This window comes from Rhodococcus jostii NBRC 16295 (assembly GCF_001894825.1).
Taxonomy (GTDB): Bacteria; Actinomycetota; Actinomycetes; order Mycobacteriales; family Mycobacteriaceae; genus Rhodococcus_F; species Rhodococcus_F jostii.
The window spans coordinates 1-17,531 of record NZ_BCWY01000137.1; the positions used below are offsets into that span (position 1 = coordinate 1).

The 17,531-nt window shown below is 61.3% G+C and carries 17 protein-coding genes; all 17 read left to right on the forward strand.

Annotated elements, in window-relative coordinates:
* Nucleotides 1-469: transposase (locus RJ1_RS41870; protein ID WP_143169595.1), on the forward strand; the 469-nt coding region annotated here is incomplete at its 5' end.
* 921 nt (nucleotides 470-1,390) lie between these two features.
* Nucleotides 1,391-1,807 (forward strand): carboxymuconolactone decarboxylase family protein, encoded by a 417-nt coding sequence (locus RJ1_RS41875; RefSeq protein ID WP_073369937.1) that lies wholly within the window; start codon nucleotides 1,391-1,393, stop codon nucleotides 1,805-1,807.
* Between the two features lie 125 nt (nucleotides 1,808-1,932).
* Nucleotides 1,933-2,847 carry an LLM class flavin-dependent oxidoreductase gene (locus RJ1_RS41880; protein ID WP_073369939.1) on the forward strand — a complete coding sequence of 305 codons (915 nt, stop codon included), beginning with the start codon at nucleotides 1,933-1,935 and terminating at the stop codon, nucleotides 2,845-2,847.
* 6 nt (nucleotides 2,848-2,853) lie between these two features.
* Complete coding sequence (locus tag RJ1_RS41885; protein WP_338049552.1) at nucleotides 2,854-3,675, forward strand: SDR family oxidoreductase; 822 nt, start codon at nucleotides 2,854-2,856, stop codon at nucleotides 3,673-3,675.
* A complete protein-coding gene (locus RJ1_RS41890) occupies nucleotides 3,672-4,943 on the forward strand; it encodes a CaiB/BaiF CoA transferase family protein (RefSeq protein WP_073369943.1) in 1,272 nt (423 codons plus the stop codon). Before RJ1_RS41885 ends, RJ1_RS41890 begins: the two co-directional genes overlap by 4 nt.
* Nucleotides 4,940-5,863 carry an HpcH/HpaI aldolase/citrate lyase family protein gene (locus RJ1_RS41895; protein ID WP_073369945.1) on the forward strand — a complete coding sequence of 308 codons (924 nt, stop codon included), beginning with the start codon at nucleotides 4,940-4,942 and terminating at the stop codon, nucleotides 5,861-5,863. Before RJ1_RS41890 ends, RJ1_RS41895 begins: the two co-directional genes overlap by 4 nt.
* Nucleotides 5,860-6,324: a MaoC family dehydratase gene (locus RJ1_RS41900; RefSeq protein WP_073369947.1), complete on the forward strand. Its 465-nt coding sequence runs from the start codon at nucleotides 5,860-5,862 to the stop codon at nucleotides 6,322-6,324. Before RJ1_RS41895 ends, RJ1_RS41900 begins: the two co-directional genes overlap by 4 nt.
* Nucleotides 6,325-6,370: 46 nt before the next feature.
* Nucleotides 6,371-8,377, forward strand: coding sequence for an AMP-binding protein (locus RJ1_RS41905; RefSeq protein ID WP_083400372.1), 2,007 nt, complete (start codon nucleotides 6,371-6,373; stop codon nucleotides 8,375-8,377).
* A 10-nt stretch (nucleotides 8,378-8,387) separates the two neighbouring features.
* Nucleotides 8,388-9,554, forward strand: coding sequence for an acyl-CoA dehydrogenase family protein (locus RJ1_RS41910; protein WP_073369950.1), 1,167 nt, complete (start codon nucleotides 8,388-8,390; stop codon nucleotides 9,552-9,554).
* A 50-nt stretch (nucleotides 9,555-9,604) separates the two neighbouring features.
* A complete protein-coding gene (locus RJ1_RS41915; protein WP_073369968.1) occupies nucleotides 9,605-10,303 on the forward strand; it encodes an SDR family oxidoreductase in 699 nt (232 codons plus the stop codon).
* Nucleotides 10,293-11,525 carry an acetyl-CoA C-acetyltransferase gene (locus RJ1_RS41920; RefSeq protein ID WP_073369971.1) on the forward strand — a complete coding sequence of 411 codons (1,233 nt, stop codon included), beginning with the start codon at nucleotides 10,293-10,295 and terminating at the stop codon, nucleotides 11,523-11,525. Before RJ1_RS41915 ends, RJ1_RS41920 begins: the two co-directional genes overlap by 11 nt.
* Before the next feature lie 15 nt (nucleotides 11,526-11,540).
* The gene (locus RJ1_RS41925; RefSeq protein ID WP_073369952.1) at nucleotides 11,541-12,344 is read left to right on the forward strand and encodes an enoyl-CoA hydratase/isomerase family protein; all 804 of its coding nucleotides are present in this window, start codon (nucleotides 11,541-11,543) and stop codon (nucleotides 12,342-12,344) included.
* 34 nt (nucleotides 12,345-12,378) lie between these two features.
* Entirely contained in the window at nucleotides 12,379-13,794 is a 1,416-nt protein-coding gene (locus tag RJ1_RS41930) for an acetate--CoA ligase family protein (RefSeq protein ID WP_073369955.1), read from the forward strand.
* Entirely contained in the window at nucleotides 13,794-15,155 is a 1,362-nt protein-coding gene (locus RJ1_RS41935; RefSeq protein ID WP_073369958.1) for an FAD-dependent oxidoreductase, read from the forward strand. Before RJ1_RS41930 ends, RJ1_RS41935 begins: the two co-directional genes overlap by 1 nt.
* Before the next feature lie 2 nt (nucleotides 15,156-15,157).
* On the forward strand, nucleotides 15,158-15,472 hold the full coding sequence (gene fdxA / locus RJ1_RS41940; RefSeq protein ID WP_073369961.1) for a ferredoxin: 315 nt from the start codon (nucleotides 15,158-15,160) through the stop codon (nucleotides 15,470-15,472).
* Nucleotides 15,473-15,774: 302 nt separating this feature from the next.
* On the forward strand, nucleotides 15,775-16,491 hold the full coding sequence (locus RJ1_RS41945; RefSeq protein WP_073369963.1) for a GntR family transcriptional regulator: 717 nt from the start codon (nucleotides 15,775-15,777) through the stop codon (nucleotides 16,489-16,491).
* Between the two features lie 382 nt (nucleotides 16,492-16,873).
* Nucleotides 16,874-17,531: Rossmann-fold NAD(P)-binding domain-containing protein (locus RJ1_RS41950; RefSeq protein ID WP_501193864.1), on the forward strand; the 658-nt coding region annotated here is incomplete at its 3' end.

Here is a 17,531-nt window from a genome sequence, read left to right on the forward strand (position 1 = left end):
GCCTCGCCACCTCGAGACTCTCGACGACGGATCCTGGCTGGCGCAGATCGTCCCCACCTCCGGGAAGAATCGGCAGCAGCGCACACCACTGACGGTGCGCGTGATCGACTACACCCTCGACGACGGGCGGGGAAACCCCGAGCAGTACCGGCTGCTGACCACCATCCTCGACCCCGCCGACGCATCCGCGGAAGAACTCGCCCTCGCCTACGCCCAACGCTGGGAGATCGAGAACACCTTCGACGAACTCAAAACCCACCAACGCGGGCCGCGAGCGGTCCTGCGGTCGAAATCCCCACCGCTGGTCGAGCAGGAAATCTGGGGGCACCTGTGCTGCCACTACGCCATCCGCACCCTGATGCGCGACGCCGCGACCGCCGGCAGTCACGACCCGGACCGGATCTCCTTCGTCGCCGCCCTGCGGATCACCCGACGATCCCTGTCCCACAGCTCTTTTTCCCCCTCATAACCACCACGCCGCCACCCGATTGTGGAATCAGGGCATCGCCAAACTCCTGCGCCGCATCACCCCAGCACGCCGACCCCGATCAAACCCCCGCGTCGTCAAACGCAAAGTCCTCAAATGGGCCGCCAAACGCGCACACCACCAACACCATCCACAACCCACCCAACCGCCGAGATGCACCATCCTTGTTCACTAACTGAACGGTATTGCATCTAAGCGAAGGTCACAACTATGGTTGGGGACCGGGTGGTCGCCGGTGGGAATCTGGTCGGCCGTCATTGCGGTGATCAAGGGCAATGGTTTCTTGGCGCAACAACACCAGGCCGGCGAGCGGTCGGTGACCTTGTGAGGCAGCCAAACGCCCTGTGCGTACCCATCGCCGTGCCGGTGGATAGATCTGGTCGATTGGCGCGGCCGGGAATGAGGTGGTGGGCGTGAACGCTAGCGGCTGCGCGGATCGGGACGTCCCGCACGCCGTCGCGGGCGCGCCCACCGCTCAGATAAGGGGTCGACGTTTCTCTGTGGGCTGGTGGAGGAATGCAGGTGGTTGGTCCGCGAGCGGTGCCCTGCATCCGGCGGCTGATCTGGCTGGCGTGGGCGAGAAAATGGTAGGCCTGTCAGCCGAACCACGCACCGCCGCCGGAACTCCGACACAGGAGGACGCCGCTCGTCGACCCCGATCCTCGGACTTGACGATCGGCGCACTCGCCGTGGTTGCGTCGAACCGATGTCGCGTTACTACCTTGTCCAGCGCGTTCGTGACCTCACCCACCTGGGTTTTGCTGCCCAAGGATATTGGTGGCGGTTCGGCTGTGAGTGTCAACCAATCTGCTGTTGGACCGGCGTTCCGTACTCGCCTAGTTTCTGAATTACTGGCCGCCTACGTTTGGGCATTCTCGCTATCGATGATGATTGGAGCCGGGCATGACTTCTGGTACTGACAATGGCTATCTTGATGGAGATCAACTCCGACGCGACATAATGGGTGACGGCTGGGTAGACCGCTCAAACTCTGGATCTACCGACGCACTCGCCCATTTTTCGCAGCTCGCTGGCCTTCATGCCTGGAACGCTTTCTGGGCGCGTCCTGGACTCGAGCTTCGCATCCGGAGTGCATTGACGATCGGCGCCATGACGGCGATGGAGGCGACGGACGAACTGTCCACGCACATTCAAGGATCCCTGCGCTGCGGACTGCTGAACCCCGAGGAGATTCGAGAAGTGCTACTGCACCTGATCCCGTATCTCGGATTCCTACGGGTTCGTCAGGCCATCGTCGTCGTCAATGACATCTTGGCCGAGGCCGAGGCATCCGGGAGTGCATCTCCAGGGGCCAACTGATCGACGAACGGCGCAAGCGCGGCCCGCTGCACAGTTCGGAGTGAACGTTCGACTGTGGCCTACGTCGCGGCGGCCGGATGTGGACAGCATCCAAATCAGTAATTCGATTCTCGAAGGAGTATTCCGTGTCAGGACCGGCAGGCGTTGCAGTTGGAGTCCGGCTTCCGCTTGCCACTGACAAGCTACCTCCGGCAGAACTACTCGCCATCGTTCGCGCAGCAGAGGACCTAGGTTATTCGTCGCTTTGGTTCGGTGATCATGTGGTGCTACCTTGTGCAACCGCGTCGACGTACCCACACACCTCCGATGGCCAGCGGCCCTTCTCGGCGGACACACCGTGGGTCGATCCGCTGCTGGCGTTGGGGTGGGTGGCAGGACAGATTGGCCCGAATATGCGTATCGGGACAAGCGTTCTCATCCTTACGTTGCGAAACCCGGTCTTGCTCGCCAAACAGTTGTCTTCGCTGTCTTGGCTCAGCCAGCGAGGGATCGCCCTCGGTGTCGGTACAGGTTGGCTGCGCGAGGAATACGACGCCGTTGGTGCCAAGTTTGAAGGACGCGCCACGACCGCCCGGTTGGCTATCGAATCCATCCGACAGTTGGTCTCGAGCGGCGGAGCCGAGTTTACAGTGCGCTCGCACGACGGCACTGAGCGCAAAGAACAGTTTACGATGCTCCCTCGAGCTGCTGGACCGATCGAGTTCCTATGGGGCGGACTGAGCCCCGTGGCGATGCGACTGGTTGCCCGGGCATGTGATGGCTGGATACCAGCGAAGCAACCGCTGGAGAGTCTTTCTCGTCACCTGGAACGTCTGAAGAGGGCGTGCGATGACGCGCAGCGCGACTTCAGCGAACTGCGACTGGTTGCAAAGCCAGGGCCTGGTCCCGACCCCGGTTCGGGTGCCATCGACCGGGACTCACTCCCGTGCTACCGCGAGCATGGCTTTTCCGAGGTAATTCTTGAGCTTCCGTACGGGCCCCGCGACGCGGGCGATGCCATCGATGTCCTGAAGCGAGTAGCAGTCCGCAGCGGAATGTAGACGGAGGTGACGAAGCATATGCAGGAACAAGATTCAAGGGAGATTGCCGTGCAGACAGACTCGCTATTCGACGTACGCGGTAAGACCGTGTTGGTGACGGGAGGCGGCCGCGGTATTGGACGTGGGCTCGCGTCGGCCTTCGTGTCGGCCGGTGCGAGAGTTTATGTTTGCTCACGCGACTACGACGCATGCAAGGCGACGGCGGACGAGCTGGCCAACATTGGAGAGTGTATCCCGCTGTCAGCTGACCTGGGGACGTACGCCGGCTGTGAGGGGCTCGTCGGTGAATTGTCTGTGAGGGAGACGTCTCTGGATGTCGTCATCAACAATGCTGGCGCTCTTTGGGCTGCGCCGTTGATTGACTACCCCGAGAACGGGTGGGACAAGGTCTTCGACCTGAATGTCAAAGGGACGTTCTTCCTGATCCGAGGCCTTCTACCGCTGTTGGCCGAAGGGGCAACCATGGATAGTCCCGCGCGGGTGATCAATATTGGATCGATCGACGGTCTCCATGTGCCTGCTCACGATACCTACGCCTACTCGGCGTCGAAGGCCGCTGTGCACCATTTGAGTCGACACCTCGCTCGCGAGCTGGCGGATCGGCACGTGACCGTCAATGTGATTGCACCAGGGATGTACCTGAGCAAGATGATGCAAGCGACGGTTGCCACCAAGGGTGCGGATGCGGTGCTCGGTGCGGCCCGGACCAAACGATTCGTTGACGACAGCGATATGGCGGGAGCGGCGATCTACCTGGCCTCCCGCGCGGGGGCATACGTGACGGGCACTGTTCTCCCCGTCGACGGAGGAATGGCAACGACGCTATGAGCGGCCATCCGTCCGAGGCGCCAACCCGCGCGCCCGACAGTTCCCCTCTCAGTGGCGTTCGGGTTCTCGAGGTTGGTGGTTACATCGCCGCGCCGTATGCGAGTTCGATCTTGTGCAGCCTGGGCGCGGAGGTGATCAAGGTCGAACATCCAGAAGGCGGGGACGCGTTTCGGCGCGGTGTTGATCACGCAAGTCCGTACTTCGCCCAGTACAACGCCGGGAAGAAGAGCGTCGCCGTCGATCTGAAGCAAGCGGACGGCGTTGAGCTAGTGAAGCTGCTTGTACGGACATCGGACGTATTCATCGAAAATGTCCGGCCCGGGAAGCTCGAAGCGCTCGGACTCGGTTCTGCGGCGTGTTTGGCAGAAAATCCGAGGCTTGTCTACACATCAGTGACGGGCTTCGGCGAAGTTGGCCCACTGGTTCAGCGGCCGGCGTACGACAGCATTGGGCAGAGTCTCGGCGGCCTGTATTCGATCCTGAACGACCCTGATGACGCGAGGCTGTCCGGGACATGCCTTGCCGACCTGATCACCGGAATCATTGCGGCGACGGGAGTGCTTGCCGGCCTCGTCGCGCGCGGTCACGGCGCTTCCGGCACCGTAGTTCAGACTTCTATGTTCGAGGCCGTCTCGACGCTCACGATCGATGCCCTCACCCAGCTCGGCGAAACCGGAGTGCCGCCAACGCGCGAGTCTCGACATCCGCAGGCCCAGAACTTTTGCCTGAGAACCGGCGATGGCGAGCGGCTTACACTCCATCTGTCCTCGTCCGAGAAGTTTTGGCATCAGCTGGCAGATCTGGTGGACAAGCCAGAACTCAAGGCGGACCCGCGGTTTCTCGCCTACTCCGACCGTGTTGAGAACTACCTCGAGTTGCGAGCAGTTCTCGAACCTGTCTTCAGCCAGCGCGACAGCGCGGAGTGGGGACGCTTGCTCACAGGCGCAGATATACCGTTTGCGCCGGTCTTGAACCTCGCGGACGTTGTCGGTCACCCTCAGACCGGCGCGCTGGATCTCATGACGAATGGCGTGGATCAAACTCAACTTGTCAATGTGCCGTGGAGATTTGCGGGAAGTAGGCCGAAGCGTGAGACGGATGTTCCTCGCATTGGAGAACACTCGCGTGAGATTGCGGTGACCGTCTCCTCGGAGCCGAAGGTCCGGCAACTCCTCGAGTCCGGCACGCTTTTCCAGGCCCTGGAGAACCAGCCCACCGATGACATCGCGCAACGCGCCAACACGCTCACTTCCTCGGAGGCATTGTGAAACTTAGTCGCTCACTCCTGTTCGTTCCCGGACATCGACAGTCCTGGGTCGCGAAGGGAATCGCATCCAGTGCGGACGCACTGATACTTGACCTTGAGGACTCGGTCCCGAGCTCACTCAAGGATGAGGCGCGTCACACTGTTGCCCAGTCCGTCCGGGAGGTACGCCAGTCTGGAAGTGACATCGGCCTGTACGCGAGGCTGAATGCTCTCGACAGCGGGCTCACGGGAGACGACCTCGAAGTGATCGCGATTGAACAGCTCGACGGGTTTGTCCTGCCGAAGACGTTCAGTGAGGTCGATATTGCCCACTTCGATGCCCTCGTGACCCATTTTGAGCGGCGCAACGGCGTTCCGTCCGGTCACTTTGAATTCATCCTGGCACTGGAAACCGCGCAGGCCTACGCATCCTGTGAGCGGCTCATCGCCGCCTCGCCACGAAATGCCACGCTGTTTGCCGGGACGGCACGCGATGCTGATGTCGCACGCTCTGTCGGATTCCAGTTCACACCCGAAGGGCTCGAGACGCTGTACATGCGCAGTCGAGCTCTCCTTGCAACCCGCGCCGCCGGCTGTGAGTTTCCATTGTTCGGCCTCTGGCAAGACGTCCACGACCTCGAAGGCGCTCGGCGCTTCGCGGTCGACAACAGGCGCCTCGGCTTCCGCGGACAGGTTGTGATCCACCCATCGCATGTCCAGATCGCCAACGAGGTCTTCAGTCCCTCTGACGCGGAAGTTGAGTTCTACGAAGGCATGATCGCGGCCTTTGAAGCGGCCGAACGCGACGGAATCGCCGCTGTGGACTACGAGGGACAACACATCGACTACGCGCACGTGAAGACCGCTCAGGCGGTCGTGGACCTCCACGCGACGTTGACCTCGCGAAAGTCCAACGACGATACGTCGGCGGTTCTGCGATGACCGGGCTGTACTTCGAGGAGTGCGAGCCAGGGCGTGTATTCGACCACGGCACCCGGCGAACTGTTACCGAGACGGACAACGTGCTGTTTTGTGCACTGACGTTGAATGTGGCTCAGGTTCATCTCGATGAGGAGTACAGCAAGGAAACGATTTACGGTCAACGCCTGGTCAACAGCATCTATATCCTTGGCCTCGTAACTGGGATCACCGTCCCTGATACGACTCAGGGCACCACTCTTGGGAATCTTGGCTTCGAGCAGGTTACCTTCCCGAAGCCGGTCTTTCACGGGGACACGATTCACGTGGTAACCGAGATCCTGAGTCGGCGTGAGTCGAAGAGTCGCACGGATTCAGGGATCGTCACTTGGCGCCACCTCGGCATGAACCAGCGGGACGAGATCATTTGTAGTTGTCAGCGCGCAGCACTCATGTATCGACGTGACTCGGTCGTGAATCGATGAACATTCATCGTCGCACGGCCGACACGGAATTGGAGGCGTTACGCAAATGAGGGGACTTGCCCAGTTCGGTACGCACGCGAACCCGGTCTGGCTTCCATCTGAGCGCGAGCTGTCACGCAGCCGGTTGATGGCCGCCATGGGGCGGTGGGGATATTCCGATATCAGACAGCTGCACGGTGCATCCGTCGATGACCCAGAATGGTTCTGGCCGGCGGCTCTCGAGGATCTCGAAATTCGGTTCACGACACCCTACGAGCAGCTCAAGGATGAATCTGAGGGGCCGGAATTCGCTCGATGGTTCGTCGGCGGCGGCATTAACGTCGTCAACAGTTGCGTGGACGCGCATGCAGACGGTCCCAACGGGGACAAGGCGGCTGTCATCTACGAAGGTGATTCTGGCGACCGCCGCCAGCTGACCTATCGTCAGCTCGCGGACGACGTTTCTCGAATTGCCGACGGGCTACGCGAGTTGGGGGTCATCAAGGGCGACAGGGTGGCCCTGTTTCTCCCTGTAGTACCCGAGGCCGTGGTTGCCTTCCTCGCCTGTGCCCGGATCGGTGCGATCGTCGTTCCGACATTCTCGGGCTACGGGTCGGAGGCGGTCGCCAATCGGCTTCACGACTCCGGTGCCGTGGTCGTCATCACCGCTGACGCCACAACGCGTCGCGGCAAGACGGTTGCACTGAAGCCGATCGTCGACCAGGCCCTGCAGGATGCAACCGAAGTACGCAACGTGCTGGTTGTTCGGTCGTCAGGGATGTCCGTGCCCATGACACCGGATAGGGATCGGTTCTGGGACTCGTTTGAACGGAATCACCAGTCGGTCGCCGCTACTGAGCTCGACCCCAATGATCCGTTGATGATCATCTACACCTCCGGTACGACCGGCAAGCCGAAAGGCATCGTCCACTCACACGCCGGGTACCTTACAAAAGCCGCGATTGACTTCGGCTACGCGTTCGATATGCAGCAAGATGATGTCCTTGGCTGGATCGCCGATATGGGTTGGAATCTGGGTCCACTCATGATCGTTGGCGGCCTGCACTTCGGCGCGACGATCGTACTGATCGAAGGTGTGCCCAACCATCCTACCGCATCGCGCCTCTGGGACATCGTGGAGCGGAACGGCGTGACTGTGCAGGGGATTGCCCCGACCGCCGCCCGCATGCTGATCGCTCAATCGGGCGGTGCCGCGCCGACCGCATACCTGGGTTCATTGAGGGCGTTTGCCTCGACCGGCGAGGCGTGGGACTCGCCTTCTTGGCGGTGGCTGTACGAGACCGTCGGAGAGTCGCGCCTGCCGATACTCAATTACACAGGCGGCACCGAAGTCGGAGGAGGCATTCTGTCGTGCTACACATCTTTGCCGCAGGGGGAGGCCAACTTCTCCGGGCCGCTGCTTGGCATGGACGTCGCTGTACTCGATGAACGGGGTGTTCCAACGGTCGGCGAGGTCGGCGAGCTTGCCCTCCTCAATACATGGCCTGGGATGGCGAGTGGCTTCTGGAACGACAACGAGCGTTACCTGAACACCTACTGGTCGACCCACCAAGGAGTGTGGGTGCATGGCGACCTGGCGGTCGTCGACGAGGACGGATACTGGTCGGTACTAGGACGTTCCGACGACACGATCAAGATCGCCGGTCGTCGCGTCGGCCCCGCAGAAATCGAGACCGCGATTCTCGCTGATCCCAGGATCGTGGACGTAGCGGTAATCGGTGTACCGGATCCCATGCGCGGCCAGAAGATCGTTGCGTTTGCGGTTGCTGTGGATGAGCGATGCCAACCCACGCAGGCAGATCTGCACGAGAGTGTCTCGGGGCAGATCGGCAAAGCCATCACGCCTGCCGACATCATCTACGTCCGAACGCTGCCGAAGACCAAGAACGGCAAGACCATGCGGCGCACGATTCGAGCACAATACCTCGGACAGCCGCTGGGCGACCTGTCGGCGCTGGATCCCACCACGCCTATCGCGGCCATCCCAACGCACGCGGACATCGCCCCCACGGGGTCACAGCGTCTCGCTGCGGATCCCTCCACCCACGGATAAGGACTCAAGCATGTCGAAAACCCCATCAGAGGCTGATCTGGATCTCATCAGGAAGACGGTCCGTGAGTTGGCGAACCGATTTGGACTCGAGTACTGGAGGGAGCACGACAAGACCGGCGAGTACCCATGGGAATTCGTGAACGCGTTCGCCGCTGGTGGCTGGCTCGGCGCGATGATCCCAGAGGAGTACGGGGGACTGGGCCTCGGACTCACCGAGTCCGCAGTGATGCTGCACGAGATTGCCGCCTCTGGCGCCGGTACCGGAGGGGCCTCGGCAATCCACTTTTACATCTTCCCGCCCGGCCCCATCCTTCGCCACGGGTCGGAGGAGATGAAGCGCAAGTACCTCCCCGACGTTGCAGCAGGCAAGCTGCTCATGGCATTCGGGGTGACCGAACCCGGTGCCGGAGTCGACACCTCGAGGATCACCACTCGGGCGACCAAGGTGGATGGAGGTTGGTCGATCTCCGGTCAGAAAGTGTGGATCACGAACGCGCAGAACGCGCAGCGGATTCTACTGCTTGCTCGCACATCGCCGCGTGACGATGCAAGGCCGCTCGACGGAATGACACTGTTCTTCACTGATCTCGATCGCGAGAAAGTCGTCATTCGGGAGATCGAGAAGCTCGGCCGGTCGTGCATCGACTCCAACGAGTTGTTCATCGACGAACTCATCGCTACGGACGCCGAGGTCGTCGGTGAAGTAGGACGCGGGTTCTACTACCTGCTCGACGGCCTCAACCCGGAGCGAATCGTAGTGGCGATGGAACAAGTAGGGCTTGGGCGTGCAGCTCTCGACCTTGCCGTCAACTACGCGAACACGCGGGTGGTTTTCGACCGGCCGATCGGAAAAAACCAGGCGGTTGCCCATCCGCTCGCCGATTCGTGGGTCCGTCTTCACGCGGCCGAGGTAGTCGCAATGAATGCGGCCGCGCTGTTCGACGACGAGCAGCCGTGTGGCCCAGAGGCGAATGCAGCCAAGTTTCTCGGCAGTGAGGCCGGCTTTGAGGCTTGTGACCGTGCACTGCAGACACACGGCGGGTTCTCCTATTCGAAGGAGTATCACGTGGAGAGATTCTGGCGCGAATCCCGACTCCTCAAGATCGCACCGATCTCCCAGGAGATGGTCCTCAACTACGTGTCGACGAAGGTCCTCGGGCTCCCGAAGTCCTATTGAGGCTGATGTCGAACCTCGTCATGAAGTGTCACCCGGAAAGGCAAGATGAGATGAACCTGTTGGACGGTCAGGGAGCGATCGTCACCGGCGCTGGTCAGGGAATCGGGCAGGCAATAGCGCAGCGATTTCTTGAGAATGGCGCGTCGGTCGTGATGGCTGATGTGGACGAGGAGCGCCTCGCGGAGCTTGCCAGCTCGATGGGCGAATATGGCGAGCGGGTGACCTTCTGCCCTTGTGACGTGACGAATATCGACAGTCATGAGGTGCTGCTTTCCCATTGCCTGGACCGCTTTGGTGTTGTCGACGTTCTGGTCAACAATGCTGGCATCAACATCGATAAGTACATGCCGAAAATGTCCGTGGACGACTTCGATGCGGTAGTCGATGTGAGCCTGAAGGGCGCCTGGCTCGGCATCCGGACTGTCTCTCCAGGAATGAGGGAGCGGGGTTCGGGTTCGATCATCAACATGTCCTCCTTGGCGGGCAAGATCGGAAATCCTGGTCAGACGAACTACAGCGCCGCGAAGGCTGGACTGATTGGACTCACGAAAGCCGCCGCGAAGGAACTCGGCGGGGCAGGTGTACGAGTCAACGCGGTCCAGCCAGGACTAATTCGGACCGCGATGACGCTCAAGATGAAGCCAGGTTCGGCAAGTGAAGTCGCAGATGCTGTGCTGTTCTTGGCATCTCCACTCGCGAGCTATGTGAGTGGAGCAGTCCTCGAGGTGAGTGGTGGACGTGGGATCTAACGGGGCCGCTGTGCGCGATGCTGTGATCTGTGAGCCGGTCCGGACGCCGGTCGGAAAGTACGGTGGTGCGCTCCGGGACGTGACGGCCGTCGAACTGGGCGCAGCTGTAATCGTAGAGCTGCTCAGTCGAACGGGTGTTTCCGGCGCTGAGGTTGACGATGTGATTTTCGGCCAGTGTTATCCGAACGGTGAGGCGCCAGCGATCGGCCGGGTTGCACTACTGGACGCGGGCCTACCGGTGGAGGTGCCAGGCCTTCAGCTCGACCGGCGGTGCGGTTCTGGTCTCCAAGCGGTCCTGGATGCGGCAATGCGAGTCCAGACGGGTGTGGCCGATCTTGTCATCGCCGGTGGCGTTGAGAGTATGTCGCAAGCCGAACACTACTCACTCGGATTGCGCTGGGGCATCCGAGGCGACCAAGTACCGCTGATGGACCGAATCGGGCGCGGTCGTGTAACCGCCGGCGGTCGGCGATACGCCGTTCCTGGCGGGATGCTCGAGACCGCTGAGAATCTCCGCAGAGAATTTTCCATTAGTCGAGTGGCCCAGGACGAGTTCTCGGTGGAATCGCACCGGCGAGCTGTAGCGGCTGCGCAAGGTGGACTGTTCAGCGACGAGATCGTGCCAGTTGCGGTGCACGGCCGGCGCGGCGAAACGACGGTTGTGTCGTCCGACGAGCATCCGCGCCCAGAAGCCAGTGTCGCCGCGCTGGCCAAGCTGACTCCCGTCATGTTGAAGCAGGACACCGAAGCGACTGTGACTGCGGGTAACTCCAGCGGGCAGAACGACGGTGCGGCGGCGTGCATCGTCACGACGCGAGACCTCGCAGACTCGCTTGGACTGCGGCCGCTGGCCCGGCTTGTGTCGTGGGCGGCTGCTGGCGTCACCCCATCTCGAATGGGGATTGGCCCGGTCCCCTCAACCGAGAAGGCCCTTCGGCGAGCGGGTCTCACCCTCGCGCAGATGGACCTCATCGAACTGAATGAGGCATTCGCTGCACAGGCGTTGGCCGTCACGACGGCGTGGGGATTCGGTCGCGACGACTTCGCAAGGCTGAACGTGAACGGCTCAGGTATCTCGCTCGGCCACCCCGTCGGAGCGACTGGCGTCCGGATTCTCGCAACGATGCTTCGTGAGGCCGATCGTCGAAACGCTCGCTACTTCTTGGAAACCATGTGCATCGGAGGCGGCCAGGGTCTGACCGCCGTCTTCGAACGCGCATAAACAGATAGGGATGTCATGCTGAAGCAATACGAGCAGTTCAAGAGCCTACGATTTGAGAACCACTTTCCGGGCGTCCTTGAAGTCGTTTTTGACGGACCAGGGCTGAATGCCGTCGATGAGGCTAAGCACACGGATCTGCCAGCGATCTGGCCGGTGATCGACAAGGATCCCGCCGTTCGGGCAGTGCTTGTGAGGGGCGAAGGAAAGGCCTTCTCCGCTGGGGGTAGCTTCGACCTGATTGATGCGCAAATCGAGGACTACGCGGTCAGGCTCCGCGTTCTACACGAGTCGCGCGACCTGTTCTACAACGTGATCAACTGCTCCAAGCCGATCATCTCGGCCATCCACGGCCCGGCCGTGGGTGCGGGCTTGGTCGTCGCGCTCCTTGCCGACATCTCTGTGGCCGCCCACACCGCTCGAATCATCGACGGGCACACCCGCCTCGGCGTCGCCTCGGGCGACCACGCCGCGATGTGCTGGCCACTGCTTTGCGGGATGGCCAAAGCTAAGTATTACCTGCTTACCTGCAAAGAGCTTTCAGGTATCGATGCTGAACGGGCAGGGCTGGTGTCGCTGAGCGTAGAGGACGAGATTCTCCTCGAGACTGCTCGTGCGATCGCGAACGATATGAGCCACGGCGCCCAGGATGCTATCCGCTGGACCAAGCATTCCCTCAACAACTGGTACCGCGCGCAGGGCCCCCTCTTCGAAGCCTCACTGGGTTTGGAGTTCCTTGGCTTTGGTGGGCCCGACGTCAAGGAAGGCGTGGCGGCCCACCGCGAGCGCCGCGCACCCCGGTTCGTCCCCCTCGAATCGTGACCCAGCCCGAAACAGTTGAATCCTGAGGACAACCATGCTTATTCAACCTGAGCGGCTCGTTGATGAGCTGCTGTTCGAGCCTCGAAGCATCGCAATCATCGGTGCATCGGATGACCCGGCGAAGATCTCCGGTCGCCCGCTCGACTACCTCAGGCGATTCGGGTTCGCCGGTAAAATCTATCCTGTCAACGCCAATCGGGAGGTCGTTCAGGGCGTCCCTGCATTCCGGAGCTTGACCGATATCGGTGTGCCGGTGGACCTCGCTCTTGTTGTAACCCCAGCGGCATCGGTTCCGGCGGCCTTGATCGAATGTGCATCCGCCGGGGTCGGCATTGCTGTGGTGTTTGCCTCCGGCTTCTCCGAGATCGGGGGAGCTGATGCCGACGCGTTGCAACGAGAGCTGGACCGGATCGTCAGTACGACCTCGCTGAGGGTGATCGGACCGAACTGCTTGGGAGCTTTTGCGGTTCCAACCAGCACATTCGCGACGTTTTCATCGGCGTTCGATGAGGCCTCGGACGTCTCTGACGATCCTATCGGTCTCGTCAGCCAAAGCGGCGCGGTCGGCTCATTTATCTACAGCACCCTGGTGGGGTGCGGAGCCGGTGTCCGGTATTTCGCCAATACCGGCAACGAGTCAGACGTGACGGTCCCGGAGGTACTACTGAACCTCCTGCGACGAGACGATGTCCGCATGGCTATTGGCCACATCGAGGGGCTACGCGATCCTGCGCTCCTCGTTCGCGCAGCCCAGACCGCCCTGGACAGCGCCAAGCCGCTCATCGTGCTGAAAGCGGGCCGGACGAGCGAGGGACAGCGGGCCGTCGCCGCACACACCGCATCGGTGGCGGGTATCGATTCAGAGTTCGAAGACATTGTTCGTCGCTACGGTCTCGTCCGGGTTCACGGCATGGAGGACGCGGTCGATGCGGTCCTCGCGTTTCGTCCCGAAAGACGCTGCGCCGGCCGGCGCCTGACGATTGTCACACTCAGCGGCGGGGCCGCAGCGCTCGCAACGGATGCGGCCGTCGAGGCAGGTCTCGCGGTCGAAGAGTGGAACGGCGAAGCACGCCAGGACATGGCAACAATACTTCCTTCCTTTGGCTCGTCTGCCAATCCGTTGGACCTGACCGGTGCCCTGCTCAATGACCCAGCAATGCTGGCGGCCGTGCTCGATTCAGTGAGCCGCCACGACCGGACTGACATGGTCTTGGTTGTTCTCGGAAACGCCGACCGGGGGTCAGAGGAGATCGTCGAGTGCCTTCGACGGGCCTATGCCACCACAGATAAGCCGTTTGCCGTTTCGTGGACCGGTGGTAGCGGGCGCCCACGTCAGAAGCTTCTCAAGCTGGGTATTCCGACCTATACCGATCCCAACCGAGCGGTCCGAGCGCTGTCTCACCTTGCGCGGCACACCTCGTTCCTCGCTGATGAGGGGAGGGGACTGTGATGAGCAGGATCCGGCGTGTTGCCGTAATTGGGGCCGGCCCATCAGGCCTGTATGCAGCGGATGAGTTAGCCCAGGCAGACAACGTCTGTGTCGATGTGTTGGAGAGACTTCCTTCGCCGTACGGACTAGTTCGGTATGGCGTTGCTCCGGACCATCTGAAGACCAAGTCCGCGGTCAATGTATTGAAACGGGTGCTTGAACGGCCGAACGTTCGTTTCCTCGGGAATGTTCATGTCGGTCGGGATCTGACAATCGACGAGCTGGATCGATTCTATGACGCGGTCGTCCTCGCCAACGGGGCCTCTACCGACCGGAGGCTCGAGGTCTGCGGCGAAGACTTGCACGGAAGTTTCTCCGCAACCGACTTCGTGAGCTGGTACAGCGGACATCCTGAAAGCGACATCGGCCGATTTGCCCTCAACGCGACGAGTGCTGTCGTGATTGGGCATGGAAACGTAGCAGTCGATGTCACTCGCATCCTCGCGATGTCCCCGGACGAGCTCAGACACACAGATATGCCAAACCACGTGTTGGATGTGCTCGATCGAAGCTCGATCGAGGACATCCATCTAGTAGGCCGTCGCGGCCCCGTCCATGCCCGGTTCACTCCCAAAGAGCTCACCGAACTCGGCGACCTTGCCAATGCGGACGTGATCGTGCACGGCGAGGATCTGAAACTTGATAAAGCCGGCGAAGATGCGATCAGCAGCAACCGCAACCTACGCCGCAACTATGAGTTCCTTCATGCGTGTGGAGCACGTGTGCCGCAGGGGCGTCCCCGCCGGATCCACATCAGGTTCTATCGCTCACCAACTGAGATTGTCGGTGCCTCGGTTGTGGAGGGTGTGAAGTTTGAGCGTACTGAACTAAATGACGCCGGTATGGCTCTCGCATCAGGTGAAACGGAGTTGGTTTCCGCGCAGCTGGTGCTTCGCTCAGTGGGTTACCGAGGTGTTCCCATTTCAGGGATTCCATTTGACCAGGCTCGGGGTGTCATTCCGAACACGGCAGGCCGGATACTGAACCGAGGCGTGGTACTCGATGGGAAGTACGTAGCAGGCTGGATCAAGCGTGGCCCGAGCGGTGTGATCGGCACCAACAAGGCTGATGCGGTCGAGACCGTCGAGAAGGTCATCGAAGACCTTCCTACCCTTTCTCCTGCACCAGATCCCAACCCCGACGGCATCACTGGCACACTCCAAGGCCGCGGAGTGTCCGTCGTGACATGGAGCGGTTGGCAACAGATCGACGCCGGTGAGATCGCTCTTGGGGAGTCGATGGGGCGGTCCCGAACCAAGATCCATCACACCGCAGACATGCTTGAACTCAGCGGGAGAGCCGTTGCCGAAGAAGGGAAATAGAAATGGCCTACGTAATCGCAGAACCTTGCGTCGACATCATGGACAAGTCGTGTACCCGGGAGTGCCCGGTCGACTGCATTTACGAAGGCAACAGGATGATGTACATCAACCCTGAAGAATGCATCGACTGCGGCGCGTGCGAGGCCATCTGCCCAATGGAGGCCATCTTCTACGTAGACGAGGTGCCGCCTGAATGGAACTCGTACACGCAGGCGAATAGGGACTTCTTCGACGGAGTTGAACTGCCAGGCGGCGCGAAGAAGGCCGGCAAGTTGGAGAGGGATCCCGCATTCGTTCTGTCTCGACCGTCGAAGTAGATTCAATTACTCTGAGGCGCAGCAAGAATGGCTGCCATGTGTAGCCTCGGCTACGAGGCCTCAACCGGTAGTTCTAAGCAGGAAATGTTGCGGTACGGCGTGTCGGCCTAGCAGTGAGCTTTGTCCCGCAAGAGAGGCTGTGACAGTGCAGAACTCGAATGCGGAGCATTCTAGCCGTAAACTGCCTGTCGGTCTGCTCTAGGCCGAGCGGCGGATCGGACGAGTACATCCCAGTTCAGTTGGCCGTGCGGGCATCAGCCTACTTGCGTAAAAGTGCCATGCGGAAAGGGATGACACGACACATGGAACCCAATTCCTATGAGCTGGGTCGCATGGCGAACCTTCAGCGTCGGCAGCTCTCTGACGATGTTGCCGCCTACGTACGAGAGCTCATCATTTCAGGGAAGGTCCTGCCCGGTGAGTTCCTTCGGACTGAGCCGATCGCCGCAGCAGTCGGCGTCAGTATTACACCGGTGCGCGAGGGACTGCTCCTTCTCCGCGGTGAGGGTTTGGTCGTGCTTGTACCGCGTCGCGGGTTTACGGTTGCCTCCTTCACCCGGCAGGATGTAAGGGACATCTTCTGGGCCCAGGCGGCGCTAGCCGGCGAGTTGGCATATCGCGTCGCACGCGAAATTTCTGTCGCGCAGCTCAAGCATCTATCGGATGTGGTGGAGCGATATCAGCAGGCAGTGGATGCGGGAGACAAGGAGAAGGTGATTGTGCTTGGCCACGAATTCCATCGGACGATCAACCTCGCGTCCGATTCGCGTCGACTGGCCGCTCTACTGGGATCGATCGTGCATCAATTGCCGAACCAGTTCTACACCAGCATCGAGGGTCGGGTGGAGTGCGCGCTGCACGATCACGCCGCAATTCTGGGGGCACTGAAGAAGCGCAGGGTTAAGATCGCGAGCTCACTGATGCGCGACCATATCCTGCGGGGTGCCGATACGTTGATTGCGAGCCTGGAGAGCCAGGGCATGTGGGCTGCGGAACAGGAGGATGTATCGCCTGCATGAGATTCGCTGCCGGCCGAGGACCCGACTAGGCGCTGCGCCAATGCTGCGATCCGAGGCAACTCGGAAGTAGCACCCTCAGGATTGCTGTTGGACCTAGATCAACGGAATCTCCACCGCTGCTGCACAACTTCCCGAGTCCACGAATCCGGCAGGGAAACCTCACCTCAGCTCTTCTCATTTCTCTTCGGAGTTACCCGTCACCTGGCAGCGTTCTCGTGTCCCGATGCAGGCGGGACGATGCCTACACAACGGTCACGACCCCTTCCAGGGCGTCATCCAATTCTCAGTGCAGCCAAGCCCACCACTGATTGTGGCGCGGTGTCGATTTAAAGCAGGAGTCAGAAGGTTGAAAGCCGAAGATTTAGGTTCGCGTGGTGAGGATTTGGGTACGGACAGTGAGGCAGTACCCCATCCGACGGTCGGTGTCGTTCGGGAGTCGGGCGACGGTGAGCGTCGGGTGGCGTTGGTGCCGAAGGTCGTGGCCGCGTTGATCGCCAAGGGCGTCGACGTGGTGGTCGAGTCGGGTGCCGGGTTGGGCGCGCTGATCCCGGACGAGTTGTACACCGAGGTGGGGGCGAAGATCGCCGATCCGTGGTCGGCGGATGTGGTGGTGAAGGTCGCGCCGCCGTCGGATGCGGAAGTGGGCCGCCTGTCGTCGGGTCAGACGTTGATCGGGTTTTTGGCGCCCCGCAACCAGGACAATCAGGTCGCGGCGTTGAAGGCGGCGGGGGTGGCGGCGTTCGCGGTGGAGGCGATCCCGCGTATTTCCCGCGCCCAGGTGATGGATGCGTTGTCGTCGCAGGCGAACGTGTCCGGGTACAAGTCGGTGCTGTTGGCGGCGTCGGAGTCGACCCGGTTCTTCCCGATGCTCACCACCGCCGCGGGCACGGTCAAGCCGGCGTCGGTGCTGGTCCTCGGGGTCGGGGTCGCCGGTTTGCAGGCGTTGGCGACGGCGAAGCGGCTCGGTGGCCGGGCCACCGGCTACGACGTGCGCCCGGAGGTGGCCGATCAGGTTCGCTCGGTCGGTGCGCAGTGGCTGG

Coding starts and splice junctions, on each gene's coding strand:
- RJ1_RS41935 (WP_073369958.1), top strand. CDS start 13,794: ATGAGCAGGATCCGGCGTGTTGCCGTAATTGGGGCCGGCCCATCAGGC.
- RJ1_RS41915 (WP_073369968.1), top strand. CDS start 9,605: ATGAACCTGTTGGACGGTCAGGGAGCGATCGTCACCGGCGCTGGTCAG.
- fdxA (WP_073369961.1), top strand. CDS start 15,158: ATGGCCTACGTAATCGCAGAACCTTGCGTCGACATCATGGACAAGTCG.
- RJ1_RS41930 (WP_073369955.1), top strand. CDS start 12,379: ATGCTTATTCAACCTGAGCGGCTCGTTGATGAGCTGCTGTTCGAGCCT.
- RJ1_RS41945 (WP_073369963.1), top strand. CDS start 15,775: ATGGAACCCAATTCCTATGAGCTGGGTCGCATGGCGAACCTTCAGCGT.
- RJ1_RS41900 (WP_073369947.1), top strand. CDS start 5,860: ATGACCGGGCTGTACTTCGAGGAGTGCGAGCCAGGGCGTGTATTCGAC.
- RJ1_RS41910 (WP_073369950.1), top strand. CDS start 8,388: ATGTCGAAAACCCCATCAGAGGCTGATCTGGATCTCATCAGGAAGACG.
- RJ1_RS41905 (WP_083400372.1), top strand. CDS start 6,371: ATGAGGGGACTTGCCCAGTTCGGTACGCACGCGAACCCGGTCTGGCTT.
- RJ1_RS41875 (WP_073369937.1), top strand. CDS start 1,391: ATGACTTCTGGTACTGACAATGGCTATCTTGATGGAGATCAACTCCGA.
- RJ1_RS41890 (WP_073369943.1), top strand. CDS start 3,672: ATGAGCGGCCATCCGTCCGAGGCGCCAACCCGCGCGCCCGACAGTTCC.
- RJ1_RS41925 (WP_073369952.1), top strand. CDS start 11,541: ATGCTGAAGCAATACGAGCAGTTCAAGAGCCTACGATTTGAGAACCAC.